Genomic DNA, 23,390 nt, shown 5'->3' on the forward strand with positions numbered 1-23,390 from the left:
CTGCTTTATAGTGCTGGCATTCGGGCTTGCCGTGGCACCCTGACAGCTGTCGGTGGTCCAAGCCCTGAACCGTCGTGAATCTCAAGGACAATGCCATGCTGGACTGGAAAAATCGTGAGGCCAACGCTGAGCCCCGCGAGCGCGCAGAACCCCGTGCCTCAGCCACCCGCAGCTACCTGGGCGGCCTGTGGAGCCGTGCCTTGGGCACGGTGATCGGCTTGTACCTGGTGGTGTGCATCGGCTTAGGCTGGTACTGGAGCGAGGAGCCTGCGCTGTTCCCGGTGCAGCAGAACGCCCAGACTGCCGCTGAGCGCAACGGCCAGCAGATGGTGATCGGCTACACCACCATCGAGACCCTCAAGACCGTCGCGGGCACCCTGCTCGACAAGCCGGGCGGCTACATCTCCAATGACCGTTTCCCGCCAGGCCTGTGGATGGACAACATGCCGAGCTGGGAATATGGCGTGCTGGTCCAGGTGCGTGACCTGTCGCGCGCGCTGCGCAAGGACTTCGCCCGTTCCCAGTCGCAGTCCACCGAAGACGCCGACCTGGCCAAGGCCGAGCCGCGTTTCAACTTCGACAACAAGAGCTGGATCCTGCCGTCGAGTGAGTCGGAGTTCGAAGAGGGCATCAAGTCGCTGACCCGTTACCAGGTCCGCCTGGCCAAGGGCGACCAGGGCGCGATCTTCTACACCCGTGCCGACAACCTCAACAACTGGCTGGGTGATGTCGCCACCCGCCTGGGCTCGCTGTCGCAGCGCCTGTCGGCCAGCGTGGGTCGGGTCAAGCTCAACAGCAACCTGAAGACCGAAACCGTGGTTGCCGGCCAGGCGCCGCAGGTTGACGAGGAAGTGGTCGAAACCCCGTGGTTGCAGATCGATAACGTGTTCTATGAGGCCCGTGGCCAAGCGTGGGCGCTGTCGCACCTGCTGCGTGCCATCGAGGTGGACTTCGCCGATGTGCTGGCGAAAAAGAACGCGACTGTCAGCGTGCGGCAGATCATCCGCGAGCTGGAGGCCTCGCAGGAGGCGCTGTGGAGTCCAATGGTGCTCAACGGCAGCGGCTTTGGCATGTGGGCCAACCACTCGCTGGTCATGGCCAACTACATTTCCCGCGCCAACGCTGCCGTGATCGACCTGCGCCAGCTGCTGTCGCAAGGCTGAGATGCCCATCAACCCCGCCGAGGTCGCGCATCGCGCGGCCTCTGATGCCGAGCTGGTGGCTTGGGTCGACGCGCATGATCAGCTGTTGGGCGCATTGCCCAGGGCTGAACTGCGCGAGCGTGGCCTGATCGGGCGCTGCACGTTCATCCTGTTGTTCAACCGTGCCGGTGAGCTGTGCGTGCACCGCCGCACGCTGAGCAAGGCGCTGTATCCGGGGTATTGGGATGTGGCGGCAGGTGGCATGGTGGGGTATTTGGAAAGCTATGAAGATTCGGCGGCCCGCGAGCTTGAAGAAGAACTGGGTGTGAGTGGCGTGGCGCTGCGCTTTCACGAGAAGTTTCACTTCGACCAGCCGGGCAACCGGCTCTGGTGCGCGGTGTTCTCGGCGGTGTGGGACGGGCCTTTGCGCTTGCAGCCCGAAGAGGTGATGGAGGCGCGGTTCATGCCGGTGGCCCAAGCCCAGCAGGAGAGCGCGCGCTTGCCGTATTGCCCGGACTCGCTGGTGGCCTTGCAGCGCTACCTCGCCAATACCGTGTAGGCGCACGGCTTGGGCGATAAGCCGATGAGGTCGCTAAACCTGCGCAAAATGCCGCAATCCGGTACTTAGCAACCGGCGGATTTATCGTTACACTGCGCGCCCTTTTCGGGCTGTCGCAAGATCTTGCGGCAGTAGCGCCGCCCCTGCCAGAGTGGGGCTTCGCGGTCGGCTCCCGTCGACCAGTTTTTTTGTCCTCGGCAAAGAGGAACAAAAGTGTCCAAGAAAGCTTCTTCCTTCGCCGCCCTTGGCGGTCTGGTCTATTCCACCGATGCCGGTCGGCACTGTCCTGACTGTAGCAAGCCGGTGGATGCCTGTGTGTGCAAGCAGCAGTTCGTCGCCGAAGGTGATGGTATCGCGCGCGTGCGCCGTGAAAGCAAGGGCCGTGGCGGCAAGACCGTCACCACCATTAGCGGTGTACCGCTGCCCCTCGATCAGCTCAAGGAACTCGCCAGCACGCTCAAGCGCCGCTGCGGCACTGGTGGCGCGCTCAAGGATGGGGTCATCGAGATCCAGGGCGACCATGTCGAGTTGCTCCTCGGCGAGCTGATCAAACAGGGTTTCAAGGCGAAAAAGTCCGGCGGCTGAGGCCGTGACGCGATTTTTTGCCCAGCGCTTTCTAAACTCGTTTCCGTGCACGGGGTCTACCACCGGGCATGGACGAATCGTCATTTTCAGCTTCTACACTGCGCCCGCCCACTGCTGGGCAGTGTCTTCGACTTATCAATGGGGGACGTGAATGTCCGTACGACGCACACGCAAAGACGATGGTAGCCAGTGGACCGTGGCCGACAGCCGCAGTGTTTATGGCATCCGCCATTGGGGCGCAGGTTATTTCGCCATCAATGACGCCGGGCGCGTCGAAGTGCGCCCCAACGGTCCGGGCAGCGCCCCGATCGACCTTTTCGAGCAGGTTCAGGAGCTGCGCCAAAGCGGCCTGTCGCTGCCGTTGCTGGTGCGTTTCCCGGACATCTTGCAAGACCGCGTACGCCAGCTGACCGGCGCCTTCGACGCCAATATCGCGCGGCTTGAGTACCAGAGCCAGTACACCGCGCTGTATCCGATCAAGGTCAACCAGCAAGAAGCGGTGGTGGAGAACATCATCGCCACCCAGAACGTTTCCATCGGCCTGGAAGCCGGCTCCAAGCCCGAGCTGCTCGCCGTGCTGGCGCTGGCGCCCAAAGGCGGCACCATCGTTTGTAACGGCTACAAGGATCGCGAGTTTATCCGCCTGGCACTGATGGGCCAGAAGCTGGGCCATAACGTATTCATCGTCATCGAGAAAGAGTCCGAAGTGGCCTTGGTGATCGAAGAAGCCGCAGAGCTGAAGGTCAAGCCGCAGGTGGGCCTGCGCGTGCGCCTGTCGTCGTTGGCCTCGAGCAAGTGGGCCGACACCGGGGGTGAAAAGTCCAAGTTCGGCCTGTCTGCCGCGCAGCTGATTTCGGTGGTGCAGCGCTTCCGTGACGCTGGGCTCGACCAAGGCATCCGCCTGCTGCACTTCCACATGGGTTCGCAGATCGCCAACCTGGCCGACTACCAGCACGGCTTCAAGGAAGCCATTCGCTACTACGGTGAACTGCGCGCGTTGGGCCTGCCGGTGGACCATATCGACGTTGGTGGCGGCCTGGGCGTGGACTACGACGGTACCCACTCGCGCAACGCCAGCTCGATCAACTACGACATGGACGACTACGCCGGCGTGGTGGTGGGCATGCTCAAGGAGTTCTGCGACGCGCAGGGCCTGCCGCACCCGCACATCTTCTCCGAGAGTGGCCGCTCGCTGACCGCGCACCACGCCATGCTGGTGATCCAGGTGACCGACGTCGAAAGCCACAACGACGAAGTGCCGGTGATCGAGAACAAGCAAAGCCTGCCCGAGACCGTACAGTGGCTGGCCGACCTGCTCGGCCCGACCGACATTGAGATGGTCACCGAGACCTACTGGCGCGCCACCCACTACATGGGCGACGTGGCAGCGCAGTACGCCGACGGCAAGATCAGCCTGTCCGAGAAGGCCCTGGCCGAGCAGTGCTACTTCGCCGTGTGCCGCCGCCTGCACAACTCGCTCAAGGCCCGCCAGCGCTCGCACCGCCAGGTGCTGGACGAACTCAACGACAAGCTGGCCGACAAGTACATCTGCAACTTCTCGGTGTTCCAGAGCCTGCCCGATACCTGGGCGATTGGCCAGGTGCTGCCGATCATCCCGCTGCACCGCCTGGACGAAGAACCGATGCGTCGCGCGGTGCTGCAGGACCTGACCTGCGACTCCGACGGCAAGATCAACCAGTATGTCGATGAGCAGAGCATCGAGACGAGCATGCCGGTGCATGCGGTGAAGGTCGGCGATGATTATCTGTTGGGTGTGTTCCTGGTGGGCGCGTATCAGGAAATCCTCGGCGACATGCACAACCTGTTCGGTGACACCGACTCGGTGAACATCTACCAGAATGCCGACGGCAGCGTGTACCACGCCGGTATCGAGACCCACGACACCATCGAGGACATGCTGCGCTACGTGCACCTGTCGCCGGAGGAGTTGATGACCCACTACCGCGACAAGGTCGCCAGCGCCAAGATCAGCGCCCGCGAACGCACCCAGTTCCTGGATGCGCTGCGGTTGGGGTTGACGCGGTCTTCGTACTTGTCTTCTTGAGCGAGTAAGCCAGGATTTTCATCATCCCGGCTTACTTGAATGGTAGGGGCCTGCGATCAGCGGGATCTGGATTTTGGAAACGCTCACCACCTGTGGTCTTGTTGACCGTGGGTGGTGATCCACAAACACACCGATAGCTGCCCGCAGAGACAACCCCTCTTCTACCTCCTGCCGAATGAGTCGTTACCATCAGCGTTGATGGCTGACTAAGTTCACTGATTGTCTTCTTTTCATCGTTTTCAACGCGTTCCCGCACCGTGCAATCATTTAAGGCAACCGCCGAGCGCTATGTTCAATTGTCAACTGGCAAAAATGTCAGCTGTGTGAGTAGTCGTACAAGGTCATGATCACTCTCAGTGATGCCTTAACGTCGAATCACTTGAGCATGTCACGACGGGAAGCGCTGTTCTGCTTCTGCGCCTAGATAATGAGGTGTGAGATGAGTGTGATGCAGTGGGGGGTTCTTATCAATGGAACAGCGCTATTTTCGGTGCTCATCTTCAAAGTGTTGCTGCAGGCCCGCAAGGTAAAAGACATCCCGCCGATGCATCCTATTGAGAGTGCTTCCTATACGCCGTATTCAAACAGTCGCTCCTTTCAACGGCGCAAGCGGGTAACACTCAAGCAAGTCATTCGCGAGTTGACTGTGCTCAGTCGCTATCTGCCGCACATTCGAACTTACTCGGTTTCCGGTGCTCAGGCATGGATACCACGTATCGCGGGTTTGTTGGGCATGAAGGTCAGTTTGGGTGTCTGGATTTGTGATGATGAAAGAAAGAATTCAATGGAGATTGCTAGGGCAGCAGTGATCTTGCGTAGGTGCAATAACATTGTGCGGGTCGTGGTGGGGAATGAAGTTTTATTCAGGCATGATATGCCATTGAGGCGGCTCAAGGAATACATACATGAGGTGAAGTTGTTAACAGGGCTTCCGGTGACGACAGCGGAACTTTGGCACATATGGTTGAGTCATCCCTCCTTGGCCGACTGCGTAGATGAAATTACCATACATATACTTCCCTTTTGGGAAGGGGTTAACCTTGCTGAGGCTGTGAACCACACGGTGAGCGCGGTGGATAAGGTGAGTTCAGCATTTCCGGGGCGCAAGATCTATGTCGGCGAAGTGGGATGGCCCTCTGGCGGGCATGCGCTGAATACAATGCCTGCCGATGAATATCAGCAGGCGGAGTATATTAGAGGTGTGGTCAGTCAATTCAAGAATATGGGGGTGGATTACAATGTGATAGAAGCATTTGATCAGCGCTGGAAACGCTCGGAAGGCACGGTGGGCCGGCATTGGGGGATGTTCAAAAGTAACGGGAAGGTGAAGTTTGCGCTTGGCGGAAAGACCTCAGTCCCTGTTAAAGGGGGTCATGTATTTCTGTACGAATTCTGTAGAGGCGCGCTAGGTAGAAAACTATTACTGTGCAGCGGGCTAGCCATTCTGCTTGCGCTTGCCGAAAGGGTATGGCTTGAGCTTTCACCTTTGTCTCCGGCCTATCAGCTGGTTGCGACCGGTGTATGGTGCGTGTGGTGCATCAGCGTGCTCTTGATTTCGCTACACGAAACAGTCGACGGGTACTTGATGCCACGGAACAATAGTCTTTTTTCACCGCTTGAAGGCGAGGGACGAGGTTCTTATAAAGTCGCTATTCACATCCCGTGCAGCAATGAGCCGCCCACGATGGTGAACGATACACTGTCTCGAATCAGTGAGCTGTTTCACGGGGATTATGAAGTTCATGTCATTGACAACAATACCGACCATGCGAGTTTCTGGGAGCCGGTGCAAGCACACTGTCTTGCCTTGGGGGATAAGTTTAATTTTTGGCGGGTTGAGAAGATTTCCGGTAATAAGGGTGGGGCATTGAATTTCTTGTTGGGGAAGACGTCTGAGGACGTTGATGTCATTGCTGTGGTTGATTCGGACTATCAGATCGAGCAAGACTGGCTAGGGCTGACTTCTCTGTTTGATGACCCCGAGATTGCTGTTCTGCAGTCGCCGCAGGATTATCGCGACCAAGTTTCGCTGTTCAAAAGGTTGTGCTATTACGAATATAAGAGTTTCTTCAATGTCGGTATGCCGATTCGAAATAATTTTAATGCCATCATCCTCCATGGCACCATGACGTTGATCCGCGCGCGTGTACTGAGGGCGCTCCGATGGTCGGAGCAGTGTGTCTGTGAGGATGCCGAGCTTGGCTTGAGAATTCTTCAACAGGGGCACAAGATGAGGTATATCCCGGTTTCTTACGGGAAGGGCTTGATGCCGGATAGTTTTAATGACTACAAGCGCCAACGTTTCCGTTGGGTGAGGGGCGCAGTGCAGATCCTGATGGGACATGCAAAAGCGATTTTTCGAAAAAATGAACAGCTCTCGTGGGCGCAGCGCTATCAATTCATCATCGGATGGACGCATTGGCTGTCCCAAGCGGGAGGACTCTTGATGACCAGTGCGCTTATTGCATGGTCGGCTCTTTCCCTGTTGGCACCTCCGGGCGTGTCTTCCTACCCACTGCTTATATCGAGCTCACTGGTCCTGGCCTTTGTGGTTACGCTTTTAGCTCAAATGGTCTTGTATGTACGTTACAGTCCGGATGGTACTTACAATGCGTGGCTGTCGATTCTTGCAAGTCATGCGTTGAACCATATCGTCGCACAGGCGGTGTTTTATTCACTGTGGTCGAAGTCAACCAGGTTTGTCGTGACCCCCAAACAGACGGCTGGCAGTTCGCTAGGAAAAGTGCTGAGTAGCTGTGCGGGAGAGGCGTTGTTATTGGCCATGCTGATCGTTTGTGCATTACTGGTCATGTGCTCGTCAACACTGACATTGTCCTCGGTAGTGTGGAGCGTGATGTTGATTACTCGCAGTTTTCCTTATGGGGCTGCATTGTTCATGGCGTATTTATCAGCGGCAGCGAAGCGACCTGAGACGGGGCTGTGCAGCCACAACAACATTTTGAACGATTGCGATACCAAGACCAGCCTGCCGTAGCGCCCTTGGACCACCCTGGACTTGGTGATGTGCAGGACATTTCATAACGATCAGGCATCGCTCAGGGGCCCTTTTAACTATTGATGATGTCTACGTGAGCCACAAGCCGCGATTTTTAAGCCGCCAAGCCACCCACCCCAGCGTCGCCGCCCGCAGTGCCATGAACCCAAGGAACGCCACCCACAACCCGTGGTTGCCGAACCTGCTCAGCCCCAACGCAAAGGGCAGGGCGATCAGCACTGACACCAGCATCGCATTGCGCATCTCCCGCGCCCGGGTGGCGCCGATGAACAGCCCGTCGAGCAGATAACTCCACACCGCAATCAGCGGCAGCAGCGCCAGGTAGGGCAGGTACGGATACGCCGCCGCGCGTACGCTGGCGATGTCGGTTTGCAGGTCGATGAACAGATGGCCGCCCAGCAGGAACAGCGCCGCAAACCCAAGGCTTACGATCAGCGACCAGCCAAACGACACCACCAGTGCCCGCCGCAGCGATTCACGTTCACGTGCGCCGATGGCATGCCCGCACAGCGCCTCGACCGCATGGGCCAAGCCATCCAGGGCATAGGCGGTCAGCAGCAAGCCGTTGAGCAGCAGCGCGTTGGCCGCCACCGTGGCCTCGCCGATACGTGCGCCCTGCACGGCGATCAGCAGGAACACCAGCTGTAGCGCCAGGCTACGCAGGAAGATGTCGCGGTTCACCGACAGCAGTGGCCGCCAGCTTTGCCAATGGCTCAAGGCCGACCAGACGATCTGCCCCGGATAGGCGCGCAGGGCTGGGCGAGTCAGCGCCAGGCCCAGCAGCGCCGCGCTCCACTCGGCGATCACCGAGGCTCGCGCAGAGCCCACCACGCCCCAATCCAGGCCGAGCACGAACCACAAGTTCAAGGCGATGTTGAGCAGGTTGGTGGTCAGCAGGATCACCAGTGGTGCGCGGGCATTCTGGGTGCCGAGGAACCATCCCACCAGGGCATAGCTGGCCAGCGCCGCCGGCAGCCCGAGCAGGCGCGTGTGAAAGAACGCTTCGGTAGAGGTGTGCAACGCCTCGCTCGGCTGCATTGCATGCAGGGCCAGTTGGCTGAAGGGCAGGGCCAGCAGGCCGATCAGTACGGCGAAGCCCAGCGCCAATAGCAGCCCCTGCACCAGTACCTGGCGCAATGCCGCGCCATCGGCGCGACCAGCTGCCTGGGCGGCGAAACCGGTGGAGCCCATGCGCAGGAAACCCATCAGCCCGACCATGAAGGTGAACAGCGTGGCACCTACCGCCACGGCCCCCAACTGGTGGGCGTGGGGCAGGTGGCCGATGACCGTGCTGTCGACCAGTGCCACCAGCGGCACCGAGACATTCGACAGGATCATCGGCGCGGCCAGGCCCCAGACCTTGCGGTGGGTGGGGCGGTGGTGCCAGGCGGTGGACAGTGACGGCATGTGGGCTCCAGTGGGGTGCGATTGCGAAATCATTGTACCGATCAGGCAACCCATTCGCGCGAACCGGGTCTCACCTGCCACGCATCGCCAGGTAAGCCGAACGGTCTTGCGCTATAGTTGGTGCCCTTACGTACACGCTGCCGAAGAGTTCATTCTCAAATGCTCAACAAAGGATTGTTGCTGGCCTGCGCGCTGGCCCTGCTCAGTGCCTGTGATTCCTCCAACCAGGACAAACCACCGGCACAGGTCGACAAGCCGGTGGCCGCTGCGAGCGCTGAAAAACCGGCCGCCAGGCGTGAGGATCCGGCTGTGCTCGCCAAGCGCTATGCCGGGCGCGAACTCACCGTGGTGGATGTCTCGGAGGTGCAGCTCGATGGCGCCAGCACCCTGTCGGTGAGCCTCTCGGCACCGCTGGACGCCAATCAGGACTTCGCCGCCAAGCTGCACCTGGTAGACACCGTCAAAGGCAAGGTCGACGGCGCCTGGGAACTCTCCGACAACCAGATGGAGCTGCGCCTGCGCCACCTGGAGCCGCAACGCAAGATGGTCCTGACCATCGACAAGGGCTTGCTGTCGGTCAATGGCAACAGCCTTGAGGCCGAGTCCGTCAGCCGTTTCGAAACCCGCGATATGCAGCCCACCGTGGGCTTCGCCAGCCGTGGCTCGCTGTTGCCCACCCGCCTGGCCGAAGGCCTTCCGGTGATCGCACTGAACGTCGACAAGGTCGATGTAGAGTTCTTCCGGGTCAAGCCCGACATGCTCTCCACGTTCCTGGCCAATTGGGGGCGCAACTCCAGCTTGTACTACTACCAGTCGCAGGAGACCCTGGCGATGGCCGAGCTGGTCTATAGCGGCCGCTTCGACCTGAACCCTGCGCGCAATACCCGCGAGACGGTGCTGTTGCCGATCGCGGGGATCAAGCCCCTGCAAGAACCTGGCGTGTACCTGGCGGTGATGCGTGCCTCGGGCACCTACGACTATTCGCAGCCGGCGACGCTGTTCACCCTGAGCGATATCGGCCTGTCCGCGCACCGCTACCGCGACCGTCTGGACGTGTTCGCCCAAGCCCTGGAAGGCGGCAAGGCACTCAAGGACGTCACCCTCGAACTGCATGATGACAAGGGCAAGCTGCTGGCCCAGGCCAAGACCGATGGCGACGGCCACGCCCAACTGCCAATCACGGCCAAGGCCGATACCCTGATCGCCACGCAAGGCGTGCACACGACCCTGCTGCGCTTGAACACTGCGGCCCTGGACCTGGCCGAATTCGACATCACCGGCCCCCAGGCCAACCCGTTGCAGTTCTTCATCTTTGGCCCGCGTGACCTGTATCGACCGGGCGAAACGGTGCTGCTCAATGGCCTGCTGCGCGATCAGGACGGCAAGCCGCTCAAGGCCCAGCCAGTGAACGTCGAGGTGCGTCGCCCCGACGAGCAGGTCAGCCGCAAGTTCGTCTGGGAAGCTGACGCCAACGGCTTGTTCCAATACCAATTGCAGCTGGCTAGCGAAGCGCCGACCGGCCGCTGGCAGTTGCTGCTGGACCTGGGCGGTGGCCGCAAGCAGGTGTACGAATTCCTCGTCGAGGACTTCCTGCCCGAGCGCCTGGCGCTGGAACTCAAAGGCCGCGACACGCCGCTGTCGCCCGAGGACACCGCGACTATCCAGGTCAATGGGCGCTACCTCTATGGCGCCCCCGCAGCTGGCAATCGCCTCAGCGGCCAAGCCTACGTACGCCCACTGCGCGAGGCCGTCAAGGCGTTGCCGGGCTATCAGTTCGGCGCCGTCACCGAAACCGATCTGGCCCAGGACCTGGAGCTGGATGAAGTGACCCTCGACCAGGCCGGTAAGGCTCGCATCGACATCGAAAGCCGCTGGAGCGAAGCGCGTTCGCCGCTGCAACTGACCGTACAGGCCAGCTTGCAGGAATCCGGTGGCCGGCCGATCACCCGTCGTCTGGATCAGCCAATCTGGCCGGCTGAGCGTTTGCCGGGCTTGCGTGGCCTGTTCGACGGTGACGAGACCGACGGTGATGGCCCGGTGGAGTTCGAGTTCCTGGTGGCCGACCGCGATGGCAACAAGCTGGCCGCCGACAACCTCAAGGTGCGGTTGATCCGCGAGCGCCGCGACTACTACTGGAACTACTCGCAAAGCGACGGCTGGAGCTACAACTACAACGAGAAATTCCTCACCCAGAACGAGGAAACGCTCAGCGTGAAAGCCGGCTCCACTGCCAAGCTGAACTTCCAGGTGGAATGGGGCCCCTACCGCGTCGAGGTCGAAGACCCGCAGACCGGGCTGGTTTCCAGTGCGCGGTTCTGGGCCGGCTATCGTGCCCAGGACAACGCCGAAGGCGGCGCCGTGCGCCCCGACCAGGTCAAAATCGCCCTGGACAAACCGGCCTACACCGATGGCGCCAGCGCCAAGGTCACCGTCACTCCGCCTGCTGCTGGCAGTGGCTACCTGATGGTCGAGTCCGCTGACGGCCCGCTGTGGTGGCAGGAGATCGACGTCCCGGCCGAGGGCAAGACCTTCGATGTACAGTTGGACAAACAGTGGGCGCGCCACGACCTGTACATCAGTGCCCTGGTGATTCGCCCCGGCGAGCGCAAGGCCAACGCTACCCCGAAACGCGCCGTGGGCGTGTTGCACCTGCCGTTGGACCGTGCTGAACGCAAGCTCGCCGTGACCCTGCAGGCGCCGGAGAAAATGCGCCCTAAACAGCCATTGACGGTGAAGTTCAAGGCGGCCAACGCTGACGGCAGCGTGCCCAAGCAAGTCCATGTGCTGCTCTCGGCGGTGGACGTCGGCATTCTCAACATCACCGACTTCAAGACCCCCGACCCGTTCGCCAGCCTGTTCGGGCGTAAGGCGTATGGGGCCGACCAGTTGGACATTTACGGCCAACTGATCGAGGCCGGCCAGGGCCGCCTGGCGAGCCTGGCCTTCGGTGGTGACGCGGCCATGGCCAAGGGCGGCAAGCGCCCCAACACCACGGTGACTATCGTTGCCCAGCAGAGCCTGCCGGTGACCCTTGATGACAAGGGCGAAGGCCAAGCTACGGTCGACATTCCCGACTTCAACGGCGAACTGCGGCTGATGGCGCAGGCCTGGACCGACGAGCACTTCGGCATGGCCGAGGGCAAGACCGTGGTCGCCGCGCCGCTGATCGCCGAGCTGTCGGCACCGCGCTTCCTGGCCGGTGGCGACCGCACCCAGCTGGCGCTGGACCTTGCCAACCTGTCCGGCCGTACCCAGCAACTGAGCGTGCAACTGGGCACCGAAGGCCAGCTGTCGCTGGTCGGCGGCGCGCAGCAGAGCATCGCCCTTGGTGCGGGCCAGCGCAGCACGCTGATGATCCCGGTGCAGGCCCAGGGCGGCCTGGGCCAGGGCAAGGTCCGCGTGCAGGTCAGTGGCTTGCAATTGCCTGGCGAGCCAACCCAGGTCTTCGCGCGTGAGTGGACCCTGGGCGTGCGCCCGGCCTACCCGGCGATGCTCAAGCACTACCGTGTGGCCTTGAAGGACCAGCCCTGGAGCCTGCCTGAAAGCGATCTGGCCGAATTCGAACCGGCTGGGCTTGAAGCCAGCCTGGCGCTGTCGAGTCGTCCGCCGCTGAACCTCGCCGAGCAGATCCGCGCGCTGGAGGCCTACCCCTACGGTTGCCTGGAGCAGACCACCAGTGGCCTGTACCCATCGTTGTATGCCGACGCTGAGACTCTCAAACGCCTGGGTATCAAGGGCGAGCCCGCCGAGGTGCGCAAGCGCAAGATCGAAATGGGCATCGAGCACCTGCTAGGCATGCAGCGCTACAACGGCAGCTTTGGTCTGTGGAGTTCGGACAGCGAAGAAGAATACTGGCTGACGGCCTATGTCACCGACTTCCTGCTGCGCGCCCGTGAGCAAGGTTATGGCGTACCCGCCGACGCGCTGAAAAAAGCCAGCGAGCGCCTGTTGCGCTACGTGCAAGAGCGCAACCTGATCGAGGTGGACTACAGCCAGGACGCCGATCACACCCGCTTTGCCGTGCAGGCGTACGCAGCGCTAGTGCTCGCGCGTAGCCAGCAGGCGCCGCTCGGTGCCTTGCGCAGCCTGTTCGAGCGCCGCAGCGATGCGCGCTCGGGCCTGCCGCTGGTACAGCTGGCGGTAGCGCTGGACAAGATGGGCGACAAACCGCGTGCGCAGCAGGCGTTGCAGGCAGGGCTTGCGGTCAGCCGCAGCGCAGGCTGGATGGCCGACTACGGCAGTGCCCTGCGTGACCAGGCGTTGATCCTGGCGCTATTGCAGGAAAACAGCCTCGCCGCAGGCCAGGTCGACCAACGTTTGTTTGCCCTGTCGGATGAACTGGCGGCCAACCGCTGGCTGTCCACGCAAGAGCGCAACGCGCTGTTCCTGGCCGGTCGCGGTCTGCTCGGCAAGCCCGAGGGCAACTGGAAGGCGCGTCTGGATAGCGCGGGCGAGATTCGCGAATTCGACAACAGTGATTCGGGGATGAAGCTCGAAGGTTCGTTGCTGGCCTCGCCGTTGACCGTACAGAACCAAGGCAGCGATACGCTGTACCAGCAATTGACGCTGTCTGGCTATCCGCGCCAGGCCCCGGCTGCCAGTGGCAATGGCATGGAGATCCGCCGCGAGTACCTGGGCATGAACGGTCAGGCGCTGGATCTGGGTAACCTGCGCAGTGGCGACCTGGTGCTGGTGCACCTGGCGCTCAAGGCAAAAGACCCGGTGCCCGACGCTTTGGTGGTCGACCTGCTGCCAGCCGGCCTGGAGCTTGAGAACCAGAACCTGGCGCAGAGTGCTGCCAGCCTGGATAACGCTAGCAGCGCGGTGAAGCAGTGGCGCGAGTCGATGCAGAATGCAAGCGTAGTGCACCAGGAGTACCGCGATGATCGCTACGTCGCTGCACTCAAGCTGGACAGCTATGGCACCACGCACCTGCTGTACCTGGCCCGTGCGGTTACCCCAGGCAGCTACCGCATCCCGCCGCCGCAGGTCGAGTCGATGTATCGGCCGAACCTGCAAGCGGTTGGCGCGAGCCAAGGAGAAATGACCGTGCGTGCCCGCTGAGCAAGCCACAAGCTGCGAGCTGCAAGCTACAAGAAGAAGCGCCGGCGCCCTTCAGCTTGTAGCTTGTAGCTGCTTTCAGTGCACCACCCAGCTCAGCACCCACAACCCTAACAACGCCCAGATGATCCCGAGCACGATCGATGCGCGCATGAACGCCCGCACGGCCGAGTACAGCAGCATCAGGCCAACGATGAGCGCGAGGATGCTGACCAGCGAAGTGTCCATCCCCAAGGTACGGGCCAGGCCGTCGATAAAATTACCACCGGCATTGGCCAGCAGGTTGAACAACCCGCTCAGGGCATCGACGATAAAGCGGATCACCGCCCCCAGTGCCTGGCCCAGCCATTCGAAAAAACCTTCTACATGCATAATCGCTTCCTGATGAACGCTCAAAGCCTTTGGCCGCTACCCGGCCCGGTCGGTTCCCGATGCCAAGCTTAGCCCGCCTGCGCCTGAAAAGAATGCTGCGCAGGCTGGCTGTTGGCGGGCTGTTGTTGCTGATGCTGCTGTGGCTGGCCGACCGGCTCTGGCCGCTGCCGATGCCAGGCGACGATCTGGCGCGGGTGGTGTTGGCCGAGGACGGTACGCCGCTGTGGCGTTTCGCCGATGCCGACGGTGTGTGGCGCTATCCAGTGAGCCCTGAGGAGGTCTCGCCGCTGTACCTGGAGGCGCTGCTGGCCTACGAAGACCGCTGGTTCTATCAGCATCCCGGGGTCAACCCTATGGCCCTGGCTCGGGCGGCCTGGCTGAACCTGCGCGGCGGGCGGGTGGTGTCGGGGGGGAGCACGTTGTCGATGCAGGTGGCGCGCCTGCTCGACCCGCATGACCGCACCTTGACGGGCAAGCTGCGTCAGTTGTGGCGTACCGCGCAACTGGAGTGGCACCTGTCCAAGCGCGAGATCCTGGAGGTCTACCTGAACCGTGCGCCATTTGGTGGCACCTTGCAGGGGGTGGCGGCGGCCAGTTGGGCGTACCTGGGCAAGTCCCCGAAACACCTCACCCCTGCCGAGGCTGCCTTGCTTGCGGTGTTGCCCCAGGCCCCGAGCCGATTGCGCCCGGACCGTCACCCAGAGCGCGCCCAGCGAGCCCGCGACAAGGTGCTGCAACGCCTGGCCGAATACCAGGTATGGCCGGACCTGCGCATCGCCGAGGCCCGCGAAGAGCCCCTGCTGCTGGCGCCGCGACAAGAACCCGCGTTGGCGCCACTGCTGGCGCGCAGGCTCAACACCCGCGACAGTCCGCCGCTGATCCGCACCACCCTGGACGCCGCGTTGCAGCGCCGCCTGGAAGACCTGCTGCTGGGCTGGCGCGCGCGTTTGCCTGAGCGCACGTCGGCGGCGCTGCTGGTGGTTGAAACCCAGAACATGGCCGTGCGCGCCTACCTCGGCTCCATCGACCTGGGGGATGCGCGACGCTTCGGCCATGTGGACATGATTCATGCCCTGCGCTCGCCTGGTTCGACTCTCAAGCCATTCCTCTACGCCATGGCCATGGACGATGGCCTGATCCACTCCGAGTCGCTGTTGCAGGATGTGCCCCGGCGCTACGGCGATTACCGCCCAGGCAACTTCTCGATGGGCTTCAGTGGCCCGGTGTCGGCCAGCGCCGCCCTGGCGCTGTCGCTCAATCTGCCAGCGGTGCAGTTGCTCGAAGCCTACGGCCCCAAGCGCTTCGCCGCACAGATGCGTATGGGCGGCGTGCCCTTGGTGCTGCCACCGTTGGCCGAGCCGAACCTGTCGTTGATTCTCGGCGGGGCCGGCAGCCGTCTGGAGGATCTGGTCGGTGGCTATGCGGCTCTTGCCCGTGAGGGGCGCAGTGCACGGATTCGCTTGCAGCCTCAGGACCCGTTGGTCGAGCAGCGCCTGCTGTCGCCGGGTTCGGCGTGGATCACCCGGCGCATCCTCAGCGGCCTGGCGCGCCCGGACCGTGATCGGAATGCCGAGCTGGTGCAGCGGCCTGCGCTGGCCTGGAAAACCGGCACCAGCTATGGCTTTCGTGATGCCTGGTCGGTGGGTGTCGGGCCGCGTTACCTGATTGGTGTGTGGATCGGTCGCCCCGACGGCACGCCGGTTCCGGGACAGTTCGGTCTGGCCTCGGCGGCGCCACTGATGTTGCAGGTGCACGATCTGCTCAGCAATCGCGATGCCCAGCGCGGTATCCAGGTGCCGGTTGAGGCGGTGCCGGCCTCGGTGGGTGTCGCGGCGATCTGCTGGCCGCTGGGCCAGCCGATGAATCGGCAAGATCCGAACTGCCGCCGGCAGCGCTTCGCCTGGACCTTGGACGGCACCACGCCGCCCACCTTGCAGGCGGCCGATCAGCCACTGGGGCTGGGGCTGCGCGATGTGGTGTGGGTCAACGCCCAAGGGTTGCGCGTCGATTCCACCTGCCCCGGTGCGATGAAGCATGAGGTTGCTTTGTGGCCCGCACCGCTGGAGCCTTGGTTACCCAAGGCCGAACGCCGTGCTGCGCGGCTGCCTGCGCCCGACCCAAGCTGTCCGCCGCAGGGCGCGGGCAGCGCGCCGCCGCTGTCGATTGTTGGCGTGCGTCCGGGCGACAGCCTGCGCCGTCCGGCAACCAGCAGCGAGGCGTTGCAACTAAGGGTGTCGGCGCTGGGGGGCAATGGTCGGCGCTGGTGGTTCCTCAATGGTGCACCGCTCGGTGAGACCCAAGGCCAGGAAAGCCTGGCGGTGCGCTTCGAACAGGCCGGGCGCATCGAACTCAGCGCCCTGGACGAAAGTGGCGAGACAGCCCGTGTGGAGTTCCAGGTGACACCGTGAGCATGCTGCGGTGACTAGTCGCTTGGGGTTACACCTTAGGTGATGCGCTGCCTCGCAGGTTACGCAACTGATTAAAAAATCGAGTGTTTGCCAGCGCCAATGACGCCCTGCCAATAGGGTTAGTCGCAAGTTGTGAGCTATTCGTTTCGAACCCTGAGGACTTCACTGCTGACTGTAGGGGTAAGCCTGCGCGAACTGAAGCGCGGCGACTCAACAACAATGAGCGGCAGGAGTCTTCCCATGAATAATCAAGCGTGGATGAAGGCGGCCACGGCGCTGACCATGGTCATGGCGCTGGGCCTTGCGGGATGCAGTAGCGGCGGTGGCGGGCACCACAGCGCGGTGAGTGGTTCGTCTGGGAACGCAGGCGGAGGTGGCGGCACCGATGGCGGTGGTGACAATGGCGGCGGCGGCGGCGGCGGTGGTGGAGGTGGCAGTGGCAGCGTAGGTGACGGCTTGGTGGTGGCGCAGGTGGTCGATCAAGCGGGCACCACGGTGGCTGGCCTGGGCGACGGCGTCAGTGCGCTTGGCCAAGCAATCGGTTCGTTGCCCGTGGCCGGCAGCACGGTGTTGACCGGCGGGGTCGGGGCGCTGGTGTCCTCCACCGGCACGGCGCTGAACAGCGTCGGCAACGGGTTGAGCGACGGCCTGGGACAACTGGGCTCTGGGGGCAATGCACTGGGTACTACCGTGGGTGGGGTCGGTGCTGCGACGGCAGACTTGGGTACCGGTGTTTCAGGGCTGGGGCAGGGCTTGCAGGCGCTCGCGACTGGTTCTGCGCTCGAGCAGGTCCCGGTGGTCAATCAGGTGGTGGCCGGGGCAGGGCAGGGCGTGAATCAGGTGGGCCAAGTGGTGACCATGCTCGGCGACACGCTCACGCCCATCGGCACGAGTGGCCCTCTGGCCGGCGCTACCCAAGGCGTCAGCGACACACTGGTGCCGGTGGTATCGCTGGTCGAGAACACCACGGCGAACGTTACGCGCCAAACGGGCCTTGCCGGTCCTTTGAACCAGACCCTCAACGGTGTCGGCAATGCGCTTGATCAGGCAGGCCAGCAGGTAGCCGGCGCGGGCAACGGCAACCCGCTGACCGACACGACCGGGCAGTTGGTCAGCAACCTTGGCACGCTGGTTGGTGTCTCGGCAGGCCTATCGCCGACAACCGGCAGTGCCCGTACCGGGCTGCTGGAAACCGTTGGTGGCGTGGTCGCTGGCGCAGGTGCCGGGTTGACCGCAGGCACCAGCAATACTGCCGTGGGCAGTTTGGGCGGTAGCACGGCCCAGGTGGGCAACAGCGTGGCCAGCCTCGGCACGGTGCTGGGCGGCAATGGCGTGACCAACAGCAGCGCCGGTGCGCCAGTGGCCGCCCTTACCCAGCAGGTCGGCGGCGGGCTTAACCCTGTGGTCGGCGGCGTCGCCAGCCTGACCCAGCAAGTCGGTGCCAGCACCGGCGTTGGTGCGCCCGTGGCCGGGCTGCTCAACCAGGCGGGTGGCGCTGTGAGCAATGTCGGCACACAACTGGGCAGTGCCACGGGCAACCCGGTGGTGAGCCAGCTCGGCAGCACGGTCGGGGCCTTGGGCGGCAGCGTTGGTCAGGCTGGCACATTGGTCAATGGCAGTACCTCCGGTACTGGCCTGGGTGGGGTACTGGGCGGTTTGGGTGGTAGCCGTTAGTGGCCGATCAGCGGCTCAGCACCTACGCTTGCAGCAGCGCCAGGGGCGTCGCACGGCGCCCCTGGCTTGACCGGATCATGGAGTGTCCGCATGCGCCTACTGGCCGCGACTTTACTGCTGTGCGGGGTCGGCCTGACCCACGCCGAGCCCCTGCCCAGTTTTCTCAACAGTAACGAGACCGAACGCCGCCTGCCCACGCCGAACTTGCCGGTGGATGCCTATCGACCTGCCGTGGCGACGCCGCAACTCCCAGTGCCTGGGACTGCGCAGCAGCAACCGTTGCTGATGAGCACTCGGGTGCAGGTGCGCAAAGTGCGTTTCGAAGGCGGTACGGTCTATCCGCTGAGCGAGTTGCGCGACCACTATCAAGCAGTGATCGGGCGCGAGTCGAGCTTGGCCGAACTGATCGACCTCACCCGGCGCCTGACCCAGCGCTATCAGGACGATGGCTACCTGTTGTCCTACGCCTACCTGCCACCACAGGATTTTGCCGACGGGCGCCTGCGAGTGGTGCTGGTCGAGGGCTACGTGCGCGATTACCAGGTGCAGGGCGAGATCGGCCCGGCCCTGGGTTATGTCGAACGCTTGCTGGACAAGCTCAAGGCCGAGCGCCCGCTGACGCGGCAGACCTTCGAGCGTTACACCACCTTGGTCAGCCGCATCCCCGGCATCACGTTCCGCGCCGAGGTGCCGCCGCCTACCACCACCGATGGCGCCACGCGGCTGATGGCCGTGGCCACCCGCAAACCCTTCACCACCAGCCTCAACCTCAACGATGGCAGCCGCGATGACCTACAGGCGTTGCTGGGGGCCAGCAGCAACGCGCAGACCCGTTACGGCGAGCAGCTCAGCGGCTATGTGCTGGTGCCTCCGGGGGATGACAAGGAGCACTACTATCGCCTCGACTACAGCCAATTCATAGATGACGAAGGCTCGCGCCTGCAACTCTCGGCAGCGCGCTATCGCAGTGACCCGCAGGCGCGCCTGCGCCTGAACAATGGCGTTGACCTGACCCAGCACCGCGAGAACGAGCGTTACTCGATTGGCCTGAGCCAGGCATTGATCGCCTCGCCCAACGAGTCGCTGGAGGTGATCGGACGCTTCTACGCAGTCAATGACCGAACTGACTATCGGGTCGTGGGCGCTCCTGTGCAGTTCGACAGCCAGACCGATATTCGGGCGCTGTCTTTCGAAGGCGACTGGCGCAAGGCCGAGGCCCGGCGCCTACGCATCCTCAGTGCCGGGGTATATCAGGGGCTGGACCACTTCGGCGCACGCAGCAACGCCGACCTGGACCTGGATTTTTTGCGCCTGCGCTTGGCCGGCGTGCAAAGCGACAACTTCAGCGAACGCTGGCAGGGTGTCGCCTCGGCGGCCGCCTACTGGAGCAACGACAGCCTGCCTGACAGCGAGCGAGCAGTGTTCGGCGGGCAGAGCTTCGGTCGTGGCTACCCCAGCGACCAGGCCTCGGGCGACAAGGGCTGGGGGCTGGCCTACGAAGTCAACTACAGCTTCCAGCGCGACGGGACCTGGGTGAAGGTGCTGCAACCCTATGGGGTTGTCGATGCGGCCCGGGCCTGGTTCAACCAGCTCGACGTGCAAAAGGTACGGATGTCGTCCGCCGCACTTGGCCTGCGGTTTGGTGACATGCACTACTACAACATTGCCGTCGAAGTGGCCAAGCCGATGTCCGACATGGCCCTGGACAGTTTCAACCGACGGCCACGGCTGACCCTGAGCTTCAGTTATCAACTCTAAGACAAGTTGACAGGTTGACAGGTTGACGTGATGGGGGCGGCGCTATAGGCTCTTCACATCGACGTCACCTTCGATTAGGCCTAGCCATGAAAATCGCCGAAGCCCCTACCGCCTATCTTTCCAAGTCCGCCTCCGATAAGGCCAAGGCCGCGTTGCTGGAGGGCTTCGAGCAATTTCTTGATCAGCTCTCGCAGCCTCAGCTTGCGGCCTTGGCCGAACGCGGCGCCGGGCGTGATTACTTCGATGCGCTACAGGCCAGCTTGCCGCGTCCTGGCCAGCAGCCGACCAGCCCGAAGGTGCGCAACCAGCTCGCCTATGCCAAGGGCAAGGCGCTGGCGTTCGAGCAGATCCGCGACGGCTACGAGCTGCTCGATTCGAAAACCGCCTGCGCCATTCTCGGTATCACCCGCCAAGCGCTCAATAAGCGCGTGTTGCAAGGGCAGGTGCTGGCCTACAGCGAGGGCGCGCGCAAGCATTATCCGGCGTTTCAGTTCGCCGCTAATGCAGTGCAGGCGGAGGTCGCCGAGTTGGTCCGGGCGCTCGGCATCGACCCCAGGAACGCAGCGCAGGTGAACCTGCTGCTGGGTTTTTTGCTGCAAGACATGGACTACGCCAACCCAGGCCAGCCCGCCCACGTTCGGCCGCGTTATCGCTTGCTGGACGAGCCTGGCGCGTTCGCCATCATCGTGCGCGACTTCACCAACCGCCTGAACATGGGGCGCTGATCGGCGCGGCACTCACTCCACCGGCACCTGCATGCGCCAGAGCGCCTCGCCGACCGTTTCGTCGGTGCTCAGCAGCAGTTCTTCCAGCGGCAAGCGCCATACGGCGGCCAGTTGCACGCCACGACCTTCGAACAGCACCAGGTTACAGCCGTCCAGGCTGCCACTGATGGGGTAGACCTGCGAGGGGTAGAGAATCCCATCTACCTGTGCGGCGTGGCGCATGACCACGTCGCTCAGCACCTGGGTGTAGCGATAGCCCTCGCTGCCCTGGCCCTTGGACGCCACGATGCTCTTCAGGCGCTTGCCGGCATTGCGTGCCAAGACGCCGGCATCGACCACCCGTATCTCGCGTACCGCCTCCATTTGATGTAGCGCCAATGCCGCGATTTCGCTGCGCAGCACTGGGCTGGCGAAACCGGCGCGGCCGTGTTGCAGGGTTTCGGCCACGGCGACGATGTCGCTCAGGGCCACATAGCACACGCCGATAATGTGCTGCGGATCGCCATAGCGTGTATCGGAGTGGCGGTTGTAGTAGAGGGGGCTGTCGAAGCTTGCGTGCTGCACCCGATAGAGGCGGGTGGCCTGGCCGATGCTGCGCGTCGGCAGACCGTGGGTGGCGATGGCAGCTTCGATCGACTGGCGCAAAGCGTGGGCAGGCATTAGCGGTGCAGGTCCTCGATGGGCGTCCGGGCACAGGGCTGGCCATTGTTGCAGGACCGCATCGGGCTTGTCGCGCTTATCAAGGTTTCAGGACGTGCCAGGCCGGCTCATCTCACCTGCTGCTGCAGCGCTTTGGGGAACAGGTTGTCCAGGGTTTCCAGTAAGCGTGCGTGGTAGATCGGCTTGCGGAACAGGTCGAGCACTTGCAGGCGCAACAGGTCGCTGACATCGTCCATGTCAGCATGGCCGGACATCACGATCACCGGCAGGTGCTGGCGTGCGGTGTGGTCGCGTAGGCGCTGGATCAGGCTCAGGCCACTTTCCTCGGGCATACGCAGGTCGGTGATGACCAGTGCTGTGTCGGGGTGGCGGGTCAGCTGTTTCAACGCCTGCGACACCGAACTGGCAGTAAAGCAGCAGAAACCCTGGTGCTCCAGCAACTCGGCCAATTCCTCGAGCGCCTCTTGCTCATCGTCCACCAGCAGAATCTGTTCACGCAGCATCGGCATGGGGGCCCCCGAAGCTCAGCGGATCACTGGGTAATGGCGTTCTTGATGGTGTTCATGATGTTTTCCACCTCGCCCGAGATCGGCGTGACGAAACCGGCCAATACCACCGCGACCATGGCCGCGATGACCGCGTACTCGATGCCGGAGGCACCGTCCTTGCGTTGAATGAAGGTTTTGCAATGCAGGAGGATCTGTTGCAGCAGCATGGCATTGCTCCTTGCGCGGCGAGGCGCCGGTAGTTGGCGTCGGAATGACACCCCTTTGCCATCATCATTGCCCTGCTTGGCCAACCTGCAAGTGTATGAAGGCATTATTCCAAAAGTAGGGGGCCGCAACAGACTTTGTAAGTTTCTGTTTTATGGAAGTGTCAATTTCATGGCTCGAAAAACGCTTGGTGGGTAATGGCGGATTGGAACGGTTCGGCTACCTTGCAATAGCGAAATAGTTACTTTATGCCAGTAGCGAGCCGAGCACAGGGAGGGCGCAAATGAGCAGTCGCTTGACCATGATGCTTGCGGGCCTGTTCTTGTTCGCCGCCCTGCTGGCCGGTTATTGGGGCTTGCGCCTGAGTCGTCCGCCAGCGGCTGCGCCGACAGCGGTGCCCGTCGTCGCTGCGAGCAGCGCTGAGCCGACGATTGCGCCGGCACCCGCCGCGCCGCCTGAGCCGGCGCGCTCACCCATCGTGGTGCTGCGCAAGACGTTGCCAGCCAACACCCCGATCAGCGCTGACGACGTCCTCATCGAGCGCTTGCAGGTCGTACCTGAGGGCGCCTTCGAGCAGGTCGAGCAGGTACTGGGGCGCAGCAGCACGCGCACCTTGGCCGCAGGAACCTGGCTTGACGCGTCGAGCTTTACCAGCGGCGGCCCCCTGGCGCGCATGATTCGCGCCAATGAGCGAGCGGTGGCGGTGGCGGTGGACGATGTGGTTGGCGCAGGCGGTCAGTTGCGTCCTGGCGACTATGTGGACGTGCTGCTGTTTCTGCGTGAGGAGAACAACAATCCGCAGTCGTCCGCCCAGGTGGTATTGCCGGCTTTGCGGGTGCTCAGCGTCGACTTGCAGACCGGCCTTGCCAACGATGGCCGTCCGGCCCAGAGCGCCGAAGACCTCAAGGCCAGCCGCGACCTGCGTGCCAGCAGCGGCAGCGCGATACGTAACGTGGGGCTGGCTGTGCCCCAGGCCCTGGCCAGTCGGCTGATGCTGGCGGCGCAGGTCGGCACCTTGCGCCTGGCGGTGCGTAGCGCCGATGAGCAACTGCTGGCGCGCTACTGGGCTGGCGAGCAGGGCGAGGCCCAGGTGGGCGCCGCCAAGCGCGAACTGTACCGCTTCAGCCAGTTGTCCCAGGTGCCCCTGGCTAACCCGGCTGCGGTCGCTGGCGCCCCAGCCATGCAGATCATTCGCGGTGCCCAGGCGGGCCCGGCGAACCCCACGCCCTGAACCGGCAAGGATGC

At 62.9% G+C, this 23,390-nt stretch carries 16 protein-coding genes; 11 read left to right on the forward strand and 5 right to left on the reverse strand.

The window, feature by feature from the left end:
- The first annotated feature begins 95 nt into the window (after nt 1-95).
- The 5 genes from FEM01_RS20135 (at nt 96) to FEM01_RS20155 (ending at nt 7,346) form a co-directional block, all read left to right on the forward strand.
- Nucleotides 96-1,163 (forward strand): DUF2333 family protein, encoded by a 1,068-nt coding sequence (locus FEM01_RS20135; RefSeq protein WP_138221228.1) that lies wholly within the window; start codon nt 96-98, stop codon nt 1,161-1,163.
- Between the two features lies 1 nt (nt 1,164).
- Nucleotides 1,165-1,701, forward strand: coding sequence for an NUDIX hydrolase (locus FEM01_RS20140; RefSeq protein WP_138221229.1), 537 nt, complete (start codon nt 1,165-1,167; stop codon nt 1,699-1,701).
- Nucleotides 1,702-1,914: 213 nt separating this feature from the next.
- A complete protein-coding gene (locus tag FEM01_RS20145) occupies nt 1,915-2,286 on the forward strand; it encodes a translation initiation factor Sui1 (RefSeq protein ID WP_138221230.1) in 372 nt (123 codons plus the stop codon).
- Nucleotides 2,287-2,437: 151 nt separating this feature from the next.
- Nucleotides 2,438-4,351: an arginine decarboxylase gene (gene speA, locus FEM01_RS20150; RefSeq protein ID WP_138221231.1), complete on the forward strand. Its 1,914-nt coding sequence runs from the start codon at nt 2,438-2,440 to the stop codon at nt 4,349-4,351.
- A 439-nt stretch (nt 4,352-4,790) separates the two neighbouring features.
- On the forward strand, nt 4,791-7,346 hold the full coding sequence (locus tag FEM01_RS20155; RefSeq protein WP_171031000.1) for a glycosyltransferase: 2,556 nt from the start codon (nt 4,791-4,793) through the stop codon (nt 7,344-7,346).
- A gap of 90 nt (nt 7,347-7,436) precedes the next feature.
- Here the strand turns inward: FEM01_RS20155 and FEM01_RS20160 are convergent, their stop codons facing one another.
- Nucleotides 7,437-8,774, reverse strand: a complete 1,338-nt coding sequence (locus tag FEM01_RS20160) for an MATE family efflux transporter (protein WP_138221233.1) — start codon at nt 8,772-8,774, stop codon at nt 7,437-7,439.
- A gap of 159 nt (nt 8,775-8,933) precedes the next feature.
- On the opposite strand from FEM01_RS20160, the gene FEM01_RS20165 reads away from it, so the two are divergent.
- Nucleotides 8,934-13,838 (forward strand): alpha-2-macroglobulin family protein, encoded by a 4,905-nt coding sequence (locus FEM01_RS20165; protein WP_138221234.1) that lies wholly within the window; start codon nt 8,934-8,936, stop codon nt 13,836-13,838.
- Between the two features lie 75 nt (nt 13,839-13,913).
- Here FEM01_RS20165 and FEM01_RS20170 read toward each other — a convergent pair whose 3' ends face one another.
- Complete coding sequence (locus FEM01_RS20170; RefSeq protein WP_138221235.1) at nt 13,914-14,207, reverse strand: hypothetical protein; 294 nt, start codon at nt 14,205-14,207, stop codon at nt 13,914-13,916.
- A 59-nt stretch (nt 14,208-14,266) separates the two neighbouring features.
- Here FEM01_RS20170 and pbpC point away from each other — a divergent pair, with 59 nt between their 5' ends.
- The 4 genes from pbpC (at nt 14,267) to FEM01_RS20190 (ending at nt 20,772) form a co-directional block, all read left to right on the forward strand.
- A complete protein-coding gene (gene pbpC / locus FEM01_RS20175; protein WP_138221236.1) occupies nt 14,267-16,615 on the forward strand; it encodes a peptidoglycan glycosyltransferase PbpC in 2,349 nt (782 codons plus the stop codon).
- A gap of 240 nt (nt 16,616-16,855) precedes the next feature.
- Nucleotides 16,856-18,289, forward strand: coding sequence for a collagen-like triple helix repeat-containing protein (locus FEM01_RS20180; RefSeq protein WP_138221237.1), 1,434 nt, complete (start codon nt 16,856-16,858; stop codon nt 18,287-18,289).
- Nucleotides 18,290-18,379: 90 nt separating this feature from the next.
- Entirely contained in the window at nt 18,380-20,047 is a 1,668-nt protein-coding gene (locus FEM01_RS20185) for a ShlB/FhaC/HecB family hemolysin secretion/activation protein (RefSeq protein ID WP_138221238.1), read from the forward strand.
- An 86-nt stretch (nt 20,048-20,133) separates the two neighbouring features.
- Nucleotides 20,134-20,772: a hypothetical protein gene (locus tag FEM01_RS20190; RefSeq protein ID WP_138221239.1), complete on the forward strand. Its 639-nt coding sequence runs from the start codon at nt 20,134-20,136 to the stop codon at nt 20,770-20,772.
- 12 nt (nt 20,773-20,784) lie between these two features.
- On the opposite strand, the gene FEM01_RS20195 is transcribed toward FEM01_RS20190, so the two are convergent.
- The 3 genes from FEM01_RS20195 to FEM01_RS20205 form a co-directional block, all read right to left on the reverse strand.
- The gene (locus tag FEM01_RS20195) at nt 20,785-21,432 is read right to left on the reverse strand and encodes an RES family NAD+ phosphorylase (RefSeq protein ID WP_138221240.1); all 648 of its coding nucleotides are present in this window, start codon (nt 21,430-21,432) and stop codon (nt 20,785-20,787) included.
- A gap of 107 nt (nt 21,433-21,539) precedes the next feature.
- A complete protein-coding gene (locus tag FEM01_RS20200) occupies nt 21,540-21,941 on the reverse strand; it encodes a response regulator (RefSeq protein WP_138221241.1) in 402 nt (133 codons plus the stop codon).
- Between the two features lie 23 nt (nt 21,942-21,964).
- Nucleotides 21,965-22,147 (reverse strand): Flp family type IVb pilin, encoded by a 183-nt coding sequence (locus tag FEM01_RS20205; RefSeq protein ID WP_138221242.1) that lies wholly within the window; start codon nt 22,145-22,147, stop codon nt 21,965-21,967.
- A gap of 281 nt (nt 22,148-22,428) precedes the next feature.
- Here FEM01_RS20205 and cpaB point away from each other — a divergent pair, with 281 nt between their 5' ends.
- Nucleotides 22,429-23,376: a Flp pilus assembly protein CpaB gene (gene cpaB / locus FEM01_RS20210; protein WP_138221243.1), complete on the forward strand. Its 948-nt coding sequence runs from the start codon at nt 22,429-22,431 to the stop codon at nt 23,374-23,376.
- Nucleotides 23,377-23,390: the final 14 nt, after the last annotated feature.

The sequence above is a fragment of the Pseudomonas mosselii genome, assembly GCF_005796105.1.
Taxonomy (GTDB): Bacteria; Pseudomonadota; Gammaproteobacteria; order Pseudomonadales; family Pseudomonadaceae; genus Aquipseudomonas; species Aquipseudomonas mosselii_C.